The 18723-nt window shown below is 64.9% G+C and carries 15 protein-coding genes; 7 read left to right on the forward strand and 8 right to left on the reverse strand.

Annotated features, from left to right (window positions below; all coding sequences use genetic code 11):
- The first annotated feature begins 87 nt into the window (after positions 1–87).
- Together AC2W7L_RS03795 and greA are read left to right on the forward strand one after the other, a co-directional pair.
- Positions 88–513 (forward strand): DUF4307 domain-containing protein, encoded by a 426-nt coding sequence (locus tag AC2W7L_RS03795; protein WP_486003335.1) that lies wholly within the window; start codon positions 88–90, stop codon positions 511–513.
- A 259-nt stretch (positions 514–772) separates the two neighbouring features.
- A complete protein-coding gene (greA, locus tag AC2W7L_RS03800; protein ID WP_167195249.1) occupies positions 773–1267 on the forward strand; it encodes a transcription elongation factor GreA in 495 nt (164 codons plus the stop codon).
- A 93-nt stretch (positions 1268–1360) separates the two neighbouring features.
- Here the strand turns inward: greA and AC2W7L_RS03805 are convergent, their stop codons facing one another.
- Positions 1361–2737 (reverse strand): AI-2E family transporter, encoded by a 1377-nt coding sequence (locus tag AC2W7L_RS03805; protein WP_486003336.1) that lies wholly within the window; start codon positions 2735–2737, stop codon positions 1361–1363.
- A gap of 64 nt (positions 2738–2801) precedes the next feature.
- Between AC2W7L_RS03805 and AC2W7L_RS03810 the strand changes: the two genes are divergently transcribed.
- The 3 genes from AC2W7L_RS03810 (at position 2802) to AC2W7L_RS03820 (ending at position 6448) form a co-directional block, all read left to right on the forward strand.
- Positions 2802–3791, forward strand: a complete 990-nt coding sequence (locus AC2W7L_RS03810) for an SGNH/GDSL hydrolase family protein (RefSeq protein ID WP_486003337.1) — start codon at positions 2802–2804, stop codon at positions 3789–3791.
- On the forward strand, positions 3788–4513 hold the full coding sequence (locus AC2W7L_RS03815) for a Maf family protein (RefSeq protein ID WP_486003338.1): 726 nt from the start codon (positions 3788–3790) through the stop codon (positions 4511–4513). Before AC2W7L_RS03810 ends, AC2W7L_RS03815 begins: the two co-directional genes overlap by 4 nt.
- Positions 4514–4636: 123 nt before the next feature.
- Positions 4637–6448, forward strand: coding sequence for an acetyl/propionyl/methylcrotonyl-CoA carboxylase subunit alpha (locus AC2W7L_RS03820; protein ID WP_486003339.1), 1812 nt, complete (start codon positions 4637–4639; stop codon positions 6446–6448).
- 70 nt (positions 6449–6518) lie between these two features.
- On the opposite strand, the gene AC2W7L_RS03825 is transcribed toward AC2W7L_RS03820, so the two are convergent.
- The 4 genes from AC2W7L_RS03825 to AC2W7L_RS03840 all read right to left on the reverse strand — a co-directional run bounded on the left by AC2W7L_RS03825 (position 6519) and on the right by AC2W7L_RS03840 (position 10339).
- On the reverse strand, positions 6519–7796 hold the full coding sequence (locus AC2W7L_RS03825) for an RNA polymerase sigma factor (RefSeq protein ID WP_486003340.1): 1278 nt from the start codon (positions 7794–7796) through the stop codon (positions 6519–6521).
- Positions 7796–8137, reverse strand: coding sequence for a YciI family protein (locus AC2W7L_RS03830; RefSeq protein WP_486003341.1), 342 nt, complete (start codon positions 8135–8137; stop codon positions 7796–7798). Before AC2W7L_RS03830 ends, AC2W7L_RS03825 begins: the two co-directional genes overlap by 1 nt.
- Positions 8138–8259: 122 nt before the next feature.
- Positions 8260–9684 carry an NAD(P)H-quinone dehydrogenase gene (locus AC2W7L_RS03835; RefSeq protein WP_486003342.1) on the reverse strand — a complete coding sequence of 475 codons (1425 nt, stop codon included), beginning with the start codon at positions 9682–9684 and terminating at the stop codon, positions 8260–8262.
- Positions 9685–9787: 103 nt separating this feature from the next.
- Positions 9788–10339 carry a gamma carbonic anhydrase family protein gene (locus AC2W7L_RS03840; protein WP_486003343.1) on the reverse strand — a complete coding sequence of 184 codons (552 nt, stop codon included), beginning with the start codon at positions 10337–10339 and terminating at the stop codon, positions 9788–9790.
- 283 nt (positions 10340–10622) lie between these two features.
- Between AC2W7L_RS03840 and AC2W7L_RS03845 the strand changes: the two genes are divergently transcribed.
- Positions 10623–10871, forward strand: a complete 249-nt coding sequence (locus AC2W7L_RS03845) for a WhiB family transcriptional regulator (protein ID WP_009374875.1) — start codon at positions 10623–10625, stop codon at positions 10869–10871.
- A 174-nt stretch (positions 10872–11045) separates the two neighbouring features.
- On the opposite strand, the gene AC2W7L_RS03850 is transcribed toward AC2W7L_RS03845, so the two are convergent.
- Positions 11046–12560 carry a sensor histidine kinase gene (locus tag AC2W7L_RS03850; RefSeq protein WP_486003344.1) on the reverse strand — a complete coding sequence of 505 codons (1515 nt, stop codon included), beginning with the start codon at positions 12558–12560 and terminating at the stop codon, positions 11046–11048.
- Between the two features lie 134 nt (positions 12561–12694).
- Positions 12695–17572, reverse strand: a complete 4878-nt coding sequence (locus AC2W7L_RS03855; protein ID WP_486003345.1) for an NAD-glutamate dehydrogenase — start codon at positions 17570–17572, stop codon at positions 12695–12697.
- A 141-nt stretch (positions 17573–17713) separates the two neighbouring features.
- Between AC2W7L_RS03855 and AC2W7L_RS03860 the strand changes: the two genes are divergently transcribed.
- Entirely contained in the window at positions 17714–18178 is a 465-nt protein-coding gene (locus AC2W7L_RS03860) for a DUF2505 domain-containing protein (protein WP_486003346.1), read from the forward strand.
- Between the two features lie 68 nt (positions 18179–18246).
- Here AC2W7L_RS03860 and AC2W7L_RS03865 read toward each other — a convergent pair whose 3' ends face one another.
- Complete coding sequence (locus AC2W7L_RS03865) at positions 18247–18723, reverse strand: DUF6912 family protein (RefSeq protein WP_486003347.1); 477 nt, start codon at positions 18721–18723, stop codon at positions 18247–18249.

Raw genomic sequence — 18723 nt, forward strand, 5'->3', positions numbered from 1 at the left:
CCTGCTGCCGACGCTGCGGCTGACATGCTCGCCGGCAGAGGATCGACTACTCTAGATTAGTGCGCGAAGTACTTAAAGAGGAATTCAATGACTGAGGTAACAGTGGCACCACCACTGCAAGATGATCGCTACGGCCGGACTCGCAAGCCCAAGCGAGAGCTGAGCCGTCGAGCGAAGATCATCGCCGTCATCGTCCTCGCCGTGGTGGTCGCTGTGATCGCTGTCTGGGCCTTCCGGCCGCAGACGAATCCCACAACCCCGCGCACTCTTGACTATTCGGTTGTCGACGACTCGTCAACGCGCGTCAGCGTCGGAATATTTCCTGATCAGGAACGCGACGTGCACTGCATCGTCCAGGCCACGAATGAGAACGAGGCGGTCGTCGGCTTCACCGAGGTGTCCGTTCCCGCCGATCCGAACGCCGACCCGAATTCGCCGAAGCGCATCGACGTCGACCTGGCCACGACACAGCTGGCCGCCTCCGGCCACGTGGCATCCTGCTGGTTCGAATAGTCCCACCGCAGAAACGCTCCGGCCACTTGGAGAGAATGCAGGAGCCGGACAGCTCGAATCTCTTCGAATAGTTCTCGCACGAGGGCGCGCGTTGCGACCACGAAACGCAGACTCACGGCTGGGAACGTGACTGAACTCATCGTTTTTCTGCTCTGATGCGTTACACTGTAGTTTCATTCAACTTCCGGGCGTGCCCATACGCCCGGTTTTTTCGTTGCCTGACACGCCCGTCAGTGCACCGACCGAAAAAGGAGAAGTCATGACCGAGGAAGTCACCCAGGAAGAAACGTGGTTGACCCAGGAAGCCTTTGACCGCCTGTCGAAGGAACTCGAGCATCTCTCCGGACCGGGTCGTGCAGAGATTGCTGAGAAGATCGAAGCCGCCCGCGACGAGGGTGACTTGAAGGAGAACAGCGGCTACCACGCAGCGCGTGACGAGCAGGGCAAACAGGAAGCACGTATCCGCCAGCTCGAGGTGCTGCTGCGCAACGCCAAGGTCGGCTCCAACGACAGCGACGGCAAGACCGTCACCCCGGGCACCGTCGTCGCAGCGACCGTCGCCGGCAACAGCATGCGGTTCCTGCTGGGCAACCGCGAGATCGCCGGAGATTCCGATATCGACGTGTTCTCGGAGAAGTCCCCGCTCGGAGCGGCTGTCCTCGGCGTCAAGGCCGGAGACAAGACCTCATACGAGGCTCCGAACGGCAAGACCATCGAGGTCAAGGTCGACTCCGTCGAGGCCTTCACAGGCTGACCGAGACCAGACCGAAGTGGGCGGGTGCGATTTCGCACCCGCCCACTTGTCTATTCACTCCTTCTCGGGCGAATCTCTCGTTCCCGACTCTGTCTAATCAGTCTGATCGGGGTCTGTTTCGCGTTCGTCTTCTGCGGACTCGTGGACGGCATCGGTGAGCCGTTCCTTCGCTGATTCCAGGACGGCGGTGGCTTCCCGTTCGTCCGGATCACGTGTTGGGTCCTCCTCCGCGTCCTCCGCGTCCTCGGCGTCACCGGCGTTCGTGCGCACGATGTAGCTGACGACGCTGTTGAGCACTGCCACCAGGGGAACGGCGAAGAGGGCGCCGACGATGCCGAAGAGGAAGCCGCCTCCGGTGACCGCGAGGATCACAGCCAGCGGATGGACGGACACGGCCTTGCCCATGAGGAACGGCTGCAGGATCTGACTTTCGATCTGCTGGACGGCGATGACCACGGCCAACATGATGACCGCGCTGACCAGGCCGTTGGAGACCAATGCCACGAGTACGGCGACCGCGCCGGAGGCGATCGCCCCGACGACAGGGACGAACGAGGTGAGGAAGACGAGCACTGTCATGGGGATGACCAGAGGGATCCCGAGGAACGCGGCACCGATGCCGATGCCGATCGCATCGACGGCGGCGACGAGGATCTGGACCCGCACGTACTGCACGAGTGTCGTCCACCCTTTCAGAGCGGCACCCGTGGCGACGGGGCGGGCAGGGACCGGCAGCAGGTTCATCACCCACCTGAAGATGTTCTGTCCGTCATAGAGGAAGAAGAACGTCGCGAACAGGCAGACGGCCATGCCGGTGAGGAAGGTGCCCACCGAGGAGGTGGCCTGCAGTGCGCCGCCGAGGAGCTGGCTGCTGTTGTTCTGGAAGAAGTTCGTCGCGGTGTCGATGGCTTCGTTCATATAGCTCGAGATCGTCGAGGCATCTATGCCGAAGGGACTCGAGGCCAGCCATCTGCTGATCCCGGAGACACCGGCGATAACCTGTTTGACGAGGTCGGGCATTCCGGAATAGATCTGCTGACCGACGAGGCCGAAGAGTCCGAGGACGACGACGATGAACCCGATGAACGAGATCGCGGAGGCACCGCCTCGAGGAATGCCCTTCTTATTCAGCCACCCGGTCAGCGGCGCGAGCAGCGCGGCCAGCAGCAGAGCGATGAGCACGGGCAGCACGACGCTGGAGATCTTCGACAGGAGCCACAGCGCCACACCGATCGCCACGAGAACGACGATCGACCGCCACGACCATGCGGCAGCGAGCTTGAGACCGGGAGACACATACGGTTTCGCCTCGGCCTCGATTCGGCTGAGTGCGATCTCCTCGGGACTGACCGCCTGCGACGGAGTCATTTCGGTTTCGGACTCGGAGTCAGCCGATCCGCGGCCGCGCCGGAACGCCTCCCATGCCCCTCGGAATCGGTTCGGAGGATGCTGCTGATCGTTTTCGCTCATGACTCAACAATAGTTGTTGATGCACTGACAAAGGTGCAATGATGACGCCGGAGGAGGGAATTCAGTGGGAAGACGCTTGATCTATACGCTGGCGACGGTGGGGGCGACGGTCGTCGGTGCCGGTGCCTCGGCGGCAGGACTGCTCCGCCACCAGGCCGGATCGCTGCGCCGTTCCTTCGACGACGACAAGAACCGTCGCTATTCCACCTTCACCGAGGCGATCGCCGCCCCTCGTGACAACGACGATGACGACTCCGCCGCCCTGGCCATCATCGGCGACTCCTGGCTGTGCGGGGTCGACGTGGACCCGGAGCAGGCACCTCCGACTCTCATCGGCCGCGGACTGGCACGGATGCTCGGCACCACCGTCCGTGTCCAGACCACCGCCCGTCCTTCGGCGCTGTCGGATGATCTGCACCGGCAGGTCGACGAAGTCCTGCGCTCTCCGTGGCTGTCCCGTCAGCTCTCGGACCGGTGGAGCGCGGACCGCCGCTTTGCGATCATCTCGATCGGCACCGGCGACATCATCCACCCGATCCAGGCGACCATCGGCGTTCCCGTGCTCAATCAGGCCATCAACCGCCTCCAGCGCGAAGGCCGCTACACCGTGTTCGTCCTCGTCTGCCCCAATCTCGGCGGGCTGCCAGGACTGCGCGATCCGCTCAAGACGTCTCTGCGTCGGACCTCCAGGGTCCTCGCCGGCTCCCAATGGCTGGCCGCGCTGGCCGCACGCGCGGTACCGCTGCGGGCAACGGGAGCTTTGAGCGGAACGACACGCCGGTCTCTGCTCAACGACTCCGGCCGGTTCCCCAGTGAACTCGGCTATGCACAGCTGTCCTCGACCCTGCTGTCCGCGATCGCCGAACGCATCGAAGCACCGGTCGTCGTCGACCGCAGCCTCGATATCCCGGAGAAGGGCGAAGGCGCCCGCCGTCTCGACCTCGTCCCCGGCGGCGACGCTGAATCTGCCGAAATCGCAGAAGAAGCAGAAGCACCGGAGCCGCAGAACGGTGATGTCGAACCCGTTCCGAATCGTTCGGAGGCCGCCTCGTGATCCGCGTGGTTCTCGCCTCCCAGTCGCCGTCGCGTCGCACGATCCTCCGAGACGGTGGGATCGACCCGGTCATCATCGTCTCCGAGGTCGACGAACGGGCCATCGAGGATGGCTTCACCGGCTCCGTCGGCGATCTGACCACCGCACTGTCGGAGGCCAAGGCCCGTGCGGTCATCGACCGGATCCTCGCGTTCACTCCCCCGGAGCTTCGCGGCGCGGACACCGTCGTCGTCATCGCCGGGGACTCGCTGCTCGAATTCGATGGGCAGGCCATCGGCAAACCGGGAACGGCCGAACGCACTCGCGAAGTGTGGTCGGCGATCGCCGGTCAATGGACACAGCTGCATTCGGGCCATACTGTCGCCGTGCTCTCTCGGACACCGCAGTCGAACACCCCAGCAGACCGGTCGGGAGCCGACGGCACCGACCGAGTCGATCCCACCGACTCGGCGACCTTCGAACTCAGCGATCTGCGCTCGAAGCGGTCGGCCACCTCGGTGCTCATCGGCTCACCCACCGCAGCCGAGCTCGACGCGTACATCGCCACCGAAGAGCCATTCCACGTGGCCGGAGCGCTGACGATCGACGGATACGGAGGGGCCTTCGTCGACCGACTCGACGGCGACCATCTCACCGTGCTCGGACTCAGCTTGCCCGTCGTGCGCGAATTGGTCACCGATATGGGCCTGTTGTGGCCCGATCTGTGGGCTCTCCAGCGGTAGACTCGACCCTGTTCCGGTGACACGCCCGAGGACATTGAAGTTCTCGTCGCAATTTTTTATCGCTGTCCTACAAACCCTTGGTGCTGTTCTCTAAATTGTTCTGTGATCATACAAAGGAGCACCATGACCACAGTCCTCTCCGACTCCACGACCTCGGTTCTGAGCACCACCGTTCCGACCGGGGCCGTCCGCCGAGTCCTCATCGCCAATCGCGGTGAGATCGCTCTGCGCATCATCCGGGCCGCCCACGACCTCGGCATCAAGGCCGTCGCCGTGTACACGCGCGCCGATTCCGACGCCGATTTCGTCGAACTCGCCGACGATGCGTGGCTGCTGGACGGCTCCGGAGCCGGGGAGACCTACCTCGACATCGACAAGATCCTCGCCTTGGCCAAGCGCTCCGGCGCCGATGCCATCCACCCCGGCTACGGCTATATGGCCGAGAACGCACTGTTCGCGCAGGCCGTCATCGACGCCGGACTGATCTGGGTCGGTCCTCCCCCGGCAGCGATCGAGCTCCTCGGTGACAAGTCCGGAGCTCGTGCCGTCGCCGAAGCCGTCGACGCTCCGGTCGCCCCCGGTTCCGACGGCGCAGTGACCGATCTGGCCGAAGCCGCAGAGGTGGCCGAGAGGATCGGGTTCCCCATCGTCGTCAAGGCCGTCCACGGCGGAGGCGGACGTGGCTTCCGCACCTGTGCCGCGGCCGAGGACCTCGAAGCCGCCTACACTGCGGCGACCCGTGAGGCGCAGAGCGCCTTCGGTCGCGGTGAGTGCCTCATCGAGAAGCAGATCGTGCGTCCTCGTCACCTCGAGACGCAGTGCCTGGCCGATGCGCACGGAAACGTGCGGATCGTATCCACCCGTGACTGCACTCTGCAGCGTCGCAACCAGAAGATCATCGAAGAGGCGCCGGCTCCGTTCCTCACTGCCGAACAGGAGCGCATCGTCTCCGAAGCCTCGGCCCGCCTGCTTGCCCACGTCGGCTACGTCGGCGCCGCGACCTGTGAGTTCCTCCTCGGCGAAGACGGCACCATCATCTTCATGGAGGCGAATGCGCGCATCCAGGTCGAGCACACCGTCACCGAGGAGGTCACCGGAGTCGACCTCGTCGGCTGGCAAGTGCGCATCGCTTCGGGTGAGACACTGCCCGAGGAGTTCCCCGCCGTGCGCGGGCACTCCTTCCAGTTCCGCATCAACGCCGAGGACCCCACGACGTTCTTCCCCGCCACCGGCACGGTGAAGAACTACCGTGCGCCTTCGGGCCCCGGTGTGCGTCTGGACTCGGGAATCGGCGACGGCAGCGTCGTCGGCACGGACTTCGACCCGATGCTGGCCAAACTCGTCGTCACCGGCGCCACTCGTGATGAGGCCCTGGCCCGAGCCCGCCGTGCACTGTCGGAGTACCGCATCGAGGGAGTCTCGACGCTGCTGCCGCTGCACCGGGTGCTCGTCGACGAACAGCCGTTCGCCGCCGATTTCAAGGTCTGGACCAACTGGCTCGAAACCGCTTTCGTCAATCCTCTTGTCGATCCACAACTAGGAGAACAGATGAGTACTGCAACCGACAGCTTCAGTGTTGTGGTCGAGGTCGATGGCCGCCGGATGACCGTTTCGGTCCCGAAGGACGTCATCTCGGACCTCGGTCATGTTCCCAGTCCCAGCGTGCCGCGGCGCAAGCGCGGGCTGAGCAGCCGCAAGGGCGCGAAGATCGCTGACGACTCGAATGCGCTCAACGCTCCCATGCAGGGCACCATCGTCTCCGTCTCCGTCAACCCCGGTGACACCGTCGAAGCCGGTGATACCCTTGCCGTAATCGAAGCGATGAAGATGGAACAGCCGCTCAAGGCCGGTCACTCCGGCACCGTCTCCGAGGTGCTCGTCGACGCAGGCGCCTCGGTGAAGTCCGGTGAGGCAATCATCCGCTTCGCCGCCTGAGGAGTTTCGACCGCCCGCATTCGGCTCGCACCGAATGCGGCAGTCCCGAACAAGGTCGTCCCTGCCCGGGTCACCGCTGAAGGTCGGTGATCCGGGCAGTGATGTATTCGGATTCGGCATCGTTGCCGGGGCATTCCAGACCGGCAGCATAGGCGTCCTCGGCTTCGGCCGTGCGGCCGAGTTCGTCGAGGGTGATGGCCCTGGCGATGTGGAAGGGCCTGTGCCGCCGCAGCTGCGGATCATCGGCCAGTTCGTCCAGGGCGCTCAGTGCCGCTTCAGGTCCTGAGACCTGACCGAGGGCGATCGCGGTGTTGAGGGCGACGACCGGCGACGGGTCGAGGTCGGAGAGCATCCGATAGAGCACGAGGATCTGATTCCAGTCCGTGCCCGCGAACCTCGCCGCATCTGCGTGGAGGGCGGCGATCGTCGCCTGGATGGTGAAAGCACCGGCACCCGACTCCCCCGCGGCCACGCCGACGAGCCCGGTGCCTTCGGCGATGAGGCGGGAATCCCAGAGGCTGCGATCCTGTTCGGCCAACGGCACCGGCTGACCGTCCGCAGACACCCGAGCGCTGTCTCGCGCACGAGTGAGCAGGAGCAGAGCCAGCAGACCACGGGCCTCGGTCTCCTCGGGCAGGTACCCGACGAGCAGTCGGGTCAGGCGGATGGCTTCGCGCTGCAGGTCGATGCGTGTATGTGCGGGACCCGCTGTGGCGTTGATGCCCTGGGTGAAGATCAAATAGAGGACGCGCAGCACTCCGGGCAGTCGTTCACCGAGCTCATCGGGTGCGGGCCTGCCGAAGGGAATTCCGGTCTTGAGGATCCGCTGCTTGGCGCGGACGATCCGCTGCTGCATCGTCGCAGTCTCGACGAGGAAGCCGGCAGCCACCTCGACGGTGGTCAGTCCCGAGAGGAAGCGCAGGATGAGGACGATGCGTTCGTCCTCGCGCAGGGTCGGGTGGGAGCAGGTGAAGAACAGCCCGAGACGTTCGTCGGGCAGATCCGCAGCGTCCATCTCCTCGCCGAGGCGGTCCGCGTGGTCGTCGTGGTCACCCGCTCGCAGCTCATCCTCGATGCGGAGTCGGGCGAGGTGGCGGGTGCGCACTTCGTCGGCGCGGATGAGGTCGATGGCGCGGTTCTTCGCCGTGGTCATCAGCCACGCCTGAGGACGTTCGGGCACTCCTCGGCTCGGCCACGTCTCGACCGCGCGGAGCACGGCGTCGTGGAGGGCCTCCTCGGCGAGGTCGAAGTCACGGTACCGGGTGACCAACGCCGCGAGCAGCCGCCCGAAGTCCTCCTCGCCGATGGCGCTGAGGACCCGGGCGGCCGCATCGGGGTCGGGTTCCATCAGTAGTCGGCCACCGGACGGATCTCGATGTGTCCGGCCTTCGCCGCAGGGCTCTTCTTCGCCCAGGCGATCGCCTCGTCGATGTCGGCGACCTCGATGACGTAGCTGCCGCCGACGAACTCGTTCGATTCGGCGAACGGGCCCGAGGTGACCAGCGACTCGCCGCCGGATCCGCTGACTCGGACTCCGAGTTCGGGCCCTTCGAGGGCGAAGCCGCCGACGACGATTCCCGCCTCGCTGATCTCTTTGTCGAATGCCATGAACTCGGCCGGATCCGCGCCGCCGTCCTCACCGCATTCGGGATCCTGTGTGCGTCCCATGAGCAGAAGTGCGTACTTCATGTCGTTCTCCTTCGTCGTTCCTCATGTCATGCCGGGCGGCCTGACACCATGATGACGGTCGAGGAGCGACGAGATCGACAGCTGCGGAGAAAAATCTTTCTGCGGATGCAGAGTCCCCGTGATCAGAGGTGACGGTGGAGCTTCCGTGCCGCTTCGGTCAGCGAACCGCTCACCGAGGGGTAGACGACGAAGGAGGCGGAGAGCTGATCGACCGTGAGCCGGTTCTCCACCGCCATCGTGATCGGCAGGATGAGCTCGCTGGCTCGCGGGCCGACGACCACGCCTCCGAGGATGGAACCGGATCCGCGCCGGGCGAAGATCTTGACGAAGCCGTCCTTGATGCCGAGCATCTTGGCGCGCGGGTTCGTGTCCAGCGGCAGCATCACGGTGTCGATATCCGTCGGGTTCTCGCGGTAGTTCTGCTGGGTGAAGCCGACGGTGGCGATCTCGGGTGCGGTGAACACGTTCGATGCGACATTGCGCAGCTTGAGCGGCTGCACGGCGTCGCCGAGTGCGTGGTTCATGGCGATCCGGCCCTGCATCGCAGCCACGGAGGCCAGCGGCAGCACGCCGGTGCAGTCACCGGCCGCATAGATTCCGGCCCGCGAGGTCCGCGAGACCCCATCGACGGCGATGTGCCCGGATTCGCTGACGCGCACACCGGCCTTCTCCAGACCGAGGCCTTCGGTGTTAGGAATCGAACCGACGGCCATGAGGCAGTGGGAACCCTCCACTCGGCGTCCGTCGGCGAGGACCACTTCGACTCCGTCGTCGGTGCGGGTCACCGAGGCGGCGCGGGAGCGGGAGAGGACGTTCATGCCCTTGTTGCGGAAGACGAATTCGAGCACATCGGCTGCGTCCTCGTCCTGACCGGGCAGGACCTTCTCACGCGAGGACACGAGGGTCACCTCGGTGCCCAGAGCGCGGTAGGCTGAAGCGAACTCGGCGCCGGTGACACCGGAGCCGACGACGATGAGGTGCTCGGGCAGCTCGTCGAGGTCGTAGAGCTGGGTCCAGGTGAGGATGCGCTCGCCGTCGGGCTGCGCGGTGGGCAGCTCACGCGGATGCGCGCCGACCGAGAGCAGGATCGTCGAGGCCTCGAGAGTGTATTCGGTGCCGCCGGCTTCGACGACATGGACTTGGTCGCGTCCGGCCAGAGTCGCCTTGCCCTGGATGGCTTTGACGCCGGCGCGGATGAGGCCTTCGTAGATGTCGTTGGCCTGGGCGTCGGCGAGTGACAGGATGCGCTTGTTGACCGCTTCGAGGTCGGCGGTGACTCGGCGCGTATCGGCCTCGGTGTCCTCAGCGTTCTCGATCCGGATTCCGAGCCCGTCGGAGCGCTCGATCTCATCCATCATCTCCGCGGTGGCGATGAGCGACTTCGACGGCACGACATCGGTGAGCACGGCGGAACCACCACACCGATTCTGCTCGATGAGCATGACATCGGCACCGAGCTGAGCCGCGACGAGCGCGGCTTCGTAGCCGCCGGGGCCGCCGCCGATGATGACGACGCGATCTGCAGTGGAATCAAATTCAGTGTTCACACTCAGATTGTCTCAAATCGCCACGGTGCTTGCGAACGGCCCCCTGGAGATCGGATCCGCAGGGGGCCGGAATCGGTCGGACCTCGGTCCGGCACCGGTCCGATCAGCTCGGATCGACCACCTCGGCGGTGTCCTTGTGCAGGGTCGACAGGTGTACATAGGACTGCGCGTTCTGTCGGACCTTCTCCACTCCTTCGTCGGTCATCTCACGGCGCACCTTCGCGGGAACACCGGCGACCAGCGAGCGGGCGGGGATCTGCGTGCCTTCGAGGACGACGGCGCCCGCGGCGACGAGGGATTCGCTGCCGATATGGGCATCGTTGAGCACTGTGGAGTGCATTCCGATGAGCACATCGTCGTCGACGACGGCGCCGTGGACGAGGGCTTGGTGGCCGATGGAGACCCGGTCGCCGATGACGACGGGTTTGCCGGCGTCGGTGTGCATGACGGTGTTGTCCTGCACATTGGAGTCCTCACCGATGGTGATCGGGGCGGCTTCGGCGCGCAGAACACAGCCGTAGAAGACGCTGGCGCCCCGCTTCACGTGCACATCGCCGACGAGGGTGGCACCGGCTGCGACGAAGGCGTCCGGATCGACCTGCGGTGTGTGGCCGCCGACGGAGACGATGCGGGGGCTGGCGAGATCGTTGGTCATGAGTCCTCCATTGGTTCACGAGATGTCTGTGTGCATTCATCTGCTGTCTGCATGTGTCTGCCAGTCTAGGCGGAGACGCTCCGGCAGGCCCGGAAAGACGAATCGCGGACCGATTTGCGCGATCGCCCTCATAGCAGGACAATGGGGAAAATTCTTGTCAGAAATTTCACACTGCCGGACCCTTGTGCGCCCAATTGCGTTATGTGAACCTTGACTGTGAGAGTTGCACGCCCGGAATTCGGGCGTGATCAACCGCGTTCACTGAATTCGTCGAAAGGTCACCATGGATTGGCGACACCGTGCAGCATGCCTCAATGAGGATCCGGAGCTCTTCTTCCCGATCGGCAACACCGGACCCGCGCTGCTCCAGATTGAGGAAGCAAAGACTGTCTGTCGCCGTTGTGAAGTCGCAGAGACCTGCCTTCAGTGGGCCCTCGAGTCCGGTCAGGATGCCGGAGTCTGGGGAGGTCTGAGCGAGGATGAGCGTCGCGCTCTCAAACGTCGTGCCGCTCGTGCCCGCCGCGCCGGCTGAGTCGCCGGTGATGCCGGCCGAGCAGCCGGTGATCGGGGTGGCAGTCCCCTGAACTGTCGAACAGATATCTGAATCACCGAGCGACACCCGCTCTGAAGTCTGAGTCCCTTGTCCCGACGGCGAATGATCGTCGTCAGAACAAGGGACTCAGTCGTGTGCGCGAACGGGCGCCGCTCAGTCGTAGGAGTCCGGGCGCAGCGGCACATCGAGGACGGCTATGGTTCCGCCGCCGTCTCGCGCCTGCCATTGGATCGAACCGGCCAGGTCGGCGGAGACCAAGGTGCGCACGATCTGCGTGCCCAGACCATTGCCCGGATTCTGCGTCTCCCCCAGCCCGATGCCGTCATCGGCGATCGTCACGTTCAGTCGGTCGCCGTTGCGCTCGGGAGTCACCCACACGTGCCCGTTGAGCGTCTCCCCCGGTTCCAGATTCTCGAGATTCTCCGTGGGGAATCCGTGTTCGATCGCGTTCGTGATCAGCTCCGTGATGGCCAGGGCCAACGAGGTGGCATCGGCTGAGGAGATGGTCCCGAAGCTTCCGCACCGTTTGAGTTCGATGTGCACCAGAGGGCTGGTCAGCTCGGGTGTCAGGCGCAGTCCCTTGTCGACGACTTCGTCGAAGTCCACCTCGGATTCGACCCCTTGGCTGAGCACGTCATGGACCACGGCTATGATCGAGACGCGGCGCATCGCCTCCGTCAGCGCGCTCTTGGCCTCGGGGTTGTCGATGCGGCGGGTCTGCAGCCGCAGCAGCGCGGACACGGTCTGCAGATTGTTCTTCACCCGGTGGTGCATCTCTTTGATCATCGCGTCGCGGGAGAGCAGCTCCCGTTTGCGGCGGCGGATCTCGGAGACGTCACGTGCGAGGACGATCGCACCGATCCGCTCCCCCTCATCCGTCAGCGGAATCGCGCGCAGGGACACACTCGTGCGTCCGACTTCGAGTTCGGTCCGCCACGGGGCGCGTCCGGTGAGCACCAGCGGGAGGGTCTCGTCGACCTGACGCAGGTCCGCGCTGAGACTCGAGACCACCTCGGAGAGGTAGCTGCCTTCGATCTCTCCTCCGAAGCCGAGCCGATGCATCAGCGATACGGCGTTGGGAGAGGCGTACTGCACGTGTGAGTCACGGTCGAGGATGAAGATACCGTCACCGACACGCGGTTCTCCGTGCCGGGCCCCCGACGGGGCATCACGGTCGGGGAACGTGCCCTGCACGATCATCCGCATCAGCGCCATCGCCGATTCCCGGTAGTGCTTCTCCAACCGGGACGACCCCCTGCGACGGACCTCCTCCGAATATCGGACCACGAGGGCGATGACCTCGCCATGACGGATGATCGGCACCGCCTCGGCGAGAATGTCGACGTCGGCGGATCCGGCGCTGATTCCCATCTCGCGCGCTGCGGCGACGTGGGTGACATAGCTGCGGGTGCTGCTGGCTTCGTCGAGCAGCTCCTTCTCCAAGCCGGTCGCCCGCGCTCCGATCAGGTCCCGATTGAACAGTGTGGCCCCGGTCGTCGATCGGGCATGTGCCAGTACCGTATAGGCGCCGCTGAGCGACGGCACCCACAGCACGAGGTCGGCGAAGGAGAGATCGGCCAGCAGCTGCCAGTCCCCGACGAGCAGATGGATGTGTTCGACGTCTGACTCATCCGTGAGGCCCTCGGCCGCCAGCAGTTCGTTGAGCACGATACGTTCCTCCCAGGTGAGATCAGCAGACCCGCGGTGCCCGCGGGTCTGCTGAGATGTCGATGTTCAGACGCTACCACTTAAATCGTGCGCCGATGCACGCGCCGAGGCGGTCGTGTCCGACCGGCAGCGGCTCAGCCGTTGTGTTCGCTCTCCCACGCCGAGGAGCGGACCAGCGACCGCAGAGAGCGCAGCAGCACCGACAGCGGCGCCTGGGTGACGGTCTCGAGTCCGAGGATCGTCTCCGTCGTCTCCAGCACCCGGCCGACGATCGTGTCGTTGCGCTCCAACCATTCGGCCAGCCGCTGCTTCGCCCGTTCGTCCGGAGTTCCGGAGATCGGCGAATCCGTGGCGCCGAGGACCGTTCCGGTCACCGACAGGATCGCGGCGTAGTAATCGTCACGCATGGATCCGCGAGCCAGTGCCGACCACCGGTCGCTGCGATCGAGGTCACCGATGAGGGTGAGGATCTGCGAACCGGAGAAGCGTTCGTTCACGGCGTAGTAGACCTCGGCGACATCCTCCGCGGATTCGTTCGCCCGGGCGGCCAGCTGGGTGATGTCCAGCAGCACGAACTCGTCGAGCAGGGCGGCCGACCGCCAAGCGAGTTCGCTCGGCACGCCTTCGTCGATGTAACTCTGAGCCTTCGCCTGCATGGTCTCGGCATCGTAGCCGTCGACGAGGTCGGGAACCCGGGACCGCAGAGCCTCGACGACCTTGCCGTACATCTCGATGCCGGAATCGACGTCGAGGCTGTCCGGTGCCTGCTGCACGAGCCAACGCGAGGAGCGGTCGAGGACACGCACATAATCGTGCTGGAGCTTCACCTGCACCTCGGTCGGCACCTGGTTGTCGAGTGCGCACACCGCTTCGAAGAAGTCATCGAGTCCGAAGATCTCCGAGACCACGACGAACACGCGTGCGATCTGCGGCACCGAAGCCGGAGTCTCTTCCAACATCCGGTAGATATAGGTGAGTCCACCGCGGTCGACGAGTCGGTTGACGAGCTTCGCCGTCGCGATCTCCCGGTGGAGGGGGTGTTCGGGGATGAGCTCGCCGTACTTCTCCTGCAGGGCCTCCGGGAAGTAGGACACGAGTTCGCGCCGCATCCAGGTCTCGTCCGGCACGGTGCTGGCGAGGACCTCATCGGCGGCGTGCATCTTCACATAGGCCAGAAGCACGGCCAACTCGGGTGAGACATAGTAGCTGAACTCGCGTGTGGCCAGTTCGTCGGCATTGGGCAGGAATTCGACCGCACGATCGAGGTCGGCGTGCTTCTCCAGGTAGTTGAGCATCCGACCGTAGGTGCCCGACATCGATTCGGTCTGCGCCCGAGCCTCGCCGAGGACGACGTTCTGGGAGTAGTTGTTCGCCAGCACTCGGTCAGCGACCTGGTCGGTGAATGAGTGCAACACCTGCTCCCGCTCTTCGGCGGCGAAGGCTCCCTTGTGCAGAAGCGTGCGCAGGAGCAGCTTGATGTTAACCTCATGGTCGGAGCTGTCGACGCCGGCCGAGTTGTCGACGGCATCGGTGTTGACCTCGACGCCGCCCAGCGCGGCCTCGACACGTCCGAGCTGAGTCACACCGAGGTTGCCGCCCTCTCCGATCACACGCGCCCGCACATCTGCGCCGTCGATGCGGATGGCATCGTTGGCCTTGTCGCCGACATCGGCGTGGCTCTCGGCAGAGGACTTGATATAGGTGCCGATTCCGCCGTTGTAGACGAGGTCGACGGGTGCCTTGAGGATTTCGGACATGAGGTCAGCGGGGCTGCGCTTTCCGGGTTCGACTCCGAGCACCGAGGCGGCTTCTGCACTGAGGTCGATCGACTTCGCCGACCGGGGGAAGACCCCGCCGCCGGCGGAGATGAGCTCCCGGTCGTAGTCCTGCCAGCTCGAGCGCGGCAGGTCGAAGAGCCGCTGACGTTCGACGAAGCTGCGGGCGGCGTCGGGGTTCGGATCGAGGAAGATGTCCCGGTGGTCGAAGGCCGCGACCAGGCGGATGTGCTGACTGCGCAGCATGCCGTTGCCGAAGACATCGCCGCTCATATCGCCGATGCCCACGACCGTGAAGTCCTCGGTTGCGGTGTTGAGCCCGAGTTCGCGGAAGTGGCGTTCGACGGACTTCCACGCACCCCGGGAGGTGATGGCCATCGCCTTGTGGTCGTAGCCGACCGATCCGCCCGAGGCGAACGCATCGCCGAGCCAGAATCCTCGGCGTTCGGCGATCGCATTGGCGACATCGGAGAACCGTGCCGTGCCCTTGTCAGCGGCGACGACGAGGTAGTAGTCATCGCCGTCGTGCCGGACGACGCGGTCGGGGTGGACGACGACGCTGGAGTCATCGGCACCGTAGGTGAGGTTGTCGGCGACCTCGAGCATACTTTCGATGAACACCTCATAGGCGGCCTGACCGGCGGCCATCCAGGCGTCCCGATCGCTCATCGGCGGCAGCTGCTTGGGGAAGAATCCGCCCTTGGCGCCGGTGGGCACGATGAGGGCGTTCTTGACCATCTGCGCTTTGACGAGGCCGAGGACCTCGGTGCGGAAGTCATCGCGACGGTCCGACCAGCGCAGTCCGCCGCGAGCGACGGTGCCGAAGCGCAGGTGGACGCCCTCGACCTGCGGGGAGTACACCCACATCTCGAGTGCCGGCTTCGGCTTCGGCACGAAGCTGAGCTCGTCGGGCCGGATCTTGAGCACCAGTGCCGTGGGCAGGGCACCGGATTCGTCGATGTAGTAGTTCGTGCGCAGGGTCGCACGCAGCAGTTCGAGCGAGGACCGCAGGACGCGGTCGGCGTCGAGGCTGGCCACCTCGCTGAGTGCGGATTCGATCGACTCGTCGATCTCGGCCATCGCCTCTTCGCGTCCGACATCGTCGGCGTCCGGGTCGAACTTGGCAGTGAAGTAGTCGACGAGCAGCTTCGAGATGTTCGGGTTCTCGCTGTAGACCTCACCGACATAGGCATCGGAATAGGTGAAGCCCGCCTGGCGCAGGTATTTGCCCAGTGCGCGGATGACCGTCACATGCTGCCAGGAGAGTCCGGCGACGACGAGGCGGTCGAAGACTCCCGCTTCCTTCTTGCCGTCCCAGCCGGCCATGAAGGCCTCGGCGATGCGGTCGTAGTCGTCATCGGCCAGCTCTTCGGAGAAGCTGAGTCCGAAGTCGTAGATGTATCGATGCGTTCCGTCGGCGAGGTCGAGCTCGTGGGGCCGTTCGTCGACGACGTCGGCACCGAATGCCGTGAGGTAGGGAAGGACCTCGGACAGGCTGACCCGGTCACGACGGTAGAGGACGAGCCGGACGGAGGCGTCGGTGCTCTGGCCGGGACGGTAGAGCCGGACTGCCGGACCATGGCCGGCTTCGAGAGCTTCGAACCGACCGACGTCGGCGACCGCCTCGGCGGGGGTGTGATACTCACCGTAGCTGGGCGGGAACGCCTTCGACCACAGATCGGCCCGTGCTTGTGAGGCTCCGGTGTCACCGGCTTCGGCGGGAACGAGGAACGCGTGGACATCTTCGGACCAGGAGCGGACGGCTCCGACGATGCGGGCCTCGACCTCATCGGCGCCGATCTGCGGCAGTTCGCAGTCACGGGCGACACGGGCCACGAAGTGGATTCGGGCCAGCGCCGATTCGCTCAGCAGCACATCGAAGTCGACGCTGTCGGCGTTGTAGAACTGACGCAGCACTTCCTGCACTCGCACTCGGGCATCAGTGTTGTAAAGATCGCGTGGGAGGTAGAGGATGACGGAGACGAAGCGCTGGTACGGATCGGTGCGGACGAACACGCGGGATTCCCGGCGTTCCTGCATATCGACGATCTCCATGACGACGTCATAGATCTCCTCGGTGCCCTCATGCAGCAGGTCCTCGCGGGGGTAGTTCTCCAAAACTCCGAGGAGTTCGTTGGCCGAATGGGATCCGGCGGGGAATCCGCTGGCCGAGAGGATCTTCGCGACCTTCCGATCGATGACCGGGATATTGAGAACGCTGTCGTTGTAGAACTCGGGTTTGAACACGCCCACGAAGCGGCGCTCGCCGACGATCTCGCCGTCGGCATCGAAGGTCTTCACGCCGATGTAGTCCATGAAGGACGAGCGGATGACACGGGAACGGGAGTTCGCCTTCGTCAGCACCAGCACATGCGGTTCCCGGGCCTTGTCGGCGACGGCCCGGCTCAGCGGCGACGACACGAGGGGGCGCAGGGCCGAGATGCCCATCGAGGTGTCCTCAATCGGTTCGAGGCTGCTGTGGTCGGCGTCGTGGATGTAGTCGTACTCGCGGTAGCCGAGGAAGGTGAAGTGACCGTCGAGCCAGGTGAGCAGGGCGGCGGCGGATTCGGCTTCGGAGCCCAGCTCCGGACGCGGTGAGTGTGCGCTCAGCTCTGCGGCGATGTCTTTGGCCTTCGCGGCCATCGCCTGAGCGTCCCGGGCTGCCGCAGACACATAGTCGAGGACTCCGCGCAGGCGCTCTTCGAGTGCGTCGAAGTCGGTCTCCGAGATGCGGTCGATCTCGAGGCGGATCCACGACTGCTGCTGCGGGGCGCCGTCCACACTGCTGGCAGGGTCTTCGGAGACCGTCGGAATGCTCGCCGTGTCCGCACTGAGCGCGGGAGCTTCTGCCGGGGAGAGGACCTTCTCCCCCGGACCGGTTCCGGTGACCGTGATGATCGGGTGGTGGACGCGGCGGATGGCTCTGCCGTTCGCGGCGAGGTCGCTGACGATTGAGGACACTAGGTGAGGCATATCGGCGAGCACGATGGCGATGACCGTGTGGTTGTCCCGGAATTCCGGCGATTCGACGCCCGGGTTGTAGATCGCGATCGCCGGCTTCTGACCGTCGTATTCGGTGCTGAGTGCGAAGTGGCGGCGCGCGGCCGCGTATGCCTCGGGATCGTTGGCCCCTGTTTCGAATCGCGGATAGTACGCTTCGAGGAAGTTCTCGGGAGCAGATTGTCCCCTCTGCTTCCTCCATTCTTCTGCAACGTTCGAAATTGAGACCTGAGTCACTGTGTCACCTCTATGATCAACGAGCATTCGTCATGCGATTCGACGTCGAATCGTCATTCACCACACTATGCCCAAATATCGAGAAAGGCACGCCGAGCGGCATACGGTGGTGTACCGTTCATTCGCTGGCAAACTGGAGCTATGCGATCTCTGACTCTCAATCAAGAATATTCGGTTGATCTGTCGACATTCCTGGCCAAATTCGCCGACCCCGGCGTGTGGGAGAAGCTCGGCTCCGATGCCAGTGCCGAATACATCGACCCCGACACCGAGATGACCGTGCGGACGCCGATGCCCAAGGCCGAGCTTCCGTCGGCTCTGGCCTCCAGGCTTCCGGACAACACCGTGCTGGTCGAGGTGTACATGATTCCCGGAGACGTCCTCGGAGATCAGGCCGAGATCCGCATGACCGCCCGTGCCGCAGGAGTTCCCGTCGAGATCGATGCGGTCCTCGAGCTGCGCGAAGTCGAGACGGTGACGAAGCTGGCCGCTCATGCCGAGATCAGCTCATCGATCCCGATGTTCGGGCCGATGATCGAACAGGCCGTGGTTCCGATCCTGGAGAAGCGGTTGGGCGACCGGCTGCGCCGCTTCGAATCCGCCTGAGCCGCACGACCGGGGACTCGGGCCAACCGCGCGTGGGCCGGTTCAGTCCGTGTCGTGCTTGGGCCGGTTCAGTCCGTGTCGCCGAGCAGCTGCTCAAGCTCCGACGAGTCGTACCACAGCAGATCGGAAGCGCCGAGGTGGTCCTCGGCCGCGTCGGGACCCGTCTCCTCGGCCAGACGTACCGCCTCATCCCAGACGACGTCCTCGTCGAGGTGGAAGCTCGCCACCCGGGGCAGGTCGACTTCGCCGAGGCTGATGAGGTCGAAGCCCTCGGTCAGCGGTTCGGTCGGGCTGGACTCGGGGGCGTCATAGGCCACGATGACACGGCGCTCGGGAGCCGCATCGGTGCCGGGTTCGGTTTCAGCGGGATCGAACACCGCATTCGCGGCCAGGGCGGCGGCGATGCACATCGCGTCGAACTCAGCGGATTCGAACTCCTCACCGCGCAGGCTGCGCCCCTGAGCGTCGGGAGCGACGGCACGGACGTCGGTCAGCATCGAGCGCAGCGCGGTCAGGGTGGTGGGAATGTAGCAGCGAATGGCCAT

It is taken from the genome of Brevibacterium sp. LAARM3_SD1, from assembly GCF_057364765.1.

What these genes read in the sequence shown, in the direction of transcription:
- AC2W7L_RS03795 (WP_486003335.1), top strand. Translation starts at nt 88, where the DNA reads ATGACTGAGGTAACAGTGGCACCACCACTGCAAGATGATCGCTACGGC.
- greA (WP_167195249.1), top strand. Translation starts at nt 773, where the DNA reads ATGACCGAGGAAGTCACCCAGGAAGAAACGTGGTTGACCCAGGAAGCC.
- AC2W7L_RS03805 (WP_486003336.1), bottom strand. Translation starts at nt 2,737, where the DNA reads ATGAGCGAAAACGATCAGCAGCATCCTCCGAACCGATTCCGAGGGGCA.
- AC2W7L_RS03820 (WP_486003339.1), top strand. Translation starts at nt 4,637, where the DNA reads ATGACCACAGTCCTCTCCGACTCCACGACCTCGGTTCTGAGCACCACC.
- AC2W7L_RS03825 (WP_486003340.1), bottom strand. Translation starts at nt 7,796, where the DNA reads ATGGAACCCGACCCCGATGCGGCCGCCCGGGTCCTCAGCGCCATCGGC.
- AC2W7L_RS03830 (WP_486003341.1), bottom strand. Translation starts at nt 8,137, where the DNA reads ATGAAGTACGCACTTCTGCTCATGGGACGCACACAGGATCCCGAATGC.
- AC2W7L_RS03840 (WP_486003343.1), bottom strand. Translation starts at nt 10,339, where the DNA reads ATGACCAACGATCTCGCCAGCCCCCGCATCGTCTCCGTCGGCGGCCAC.
- AC2W7L_RS03845 (WP_009374875.1), top strand. Translation starts at nt 10,623, where the DNA reads ATGGATTGGCGACACCGTGCAGCATGCCTCAATGAGGATCCGGAGCTC.
- AC2W7L_RS03860 (WP_486003346.1), top strand. Translation starts at nt 17,714, where the DNA reads ATGCGATCTCTGACTCTCAATCAAGAATATTCGGTTGATCTGTCGACA.
- AC2W7L_RS03865 (WP_486003347.1), bottom strand. Translation starts at nt 18,723, where the DNA reads ATGGCCATTCGCTGCTACATTCCCACCACCCTGACCGCGCTGCGCTCG.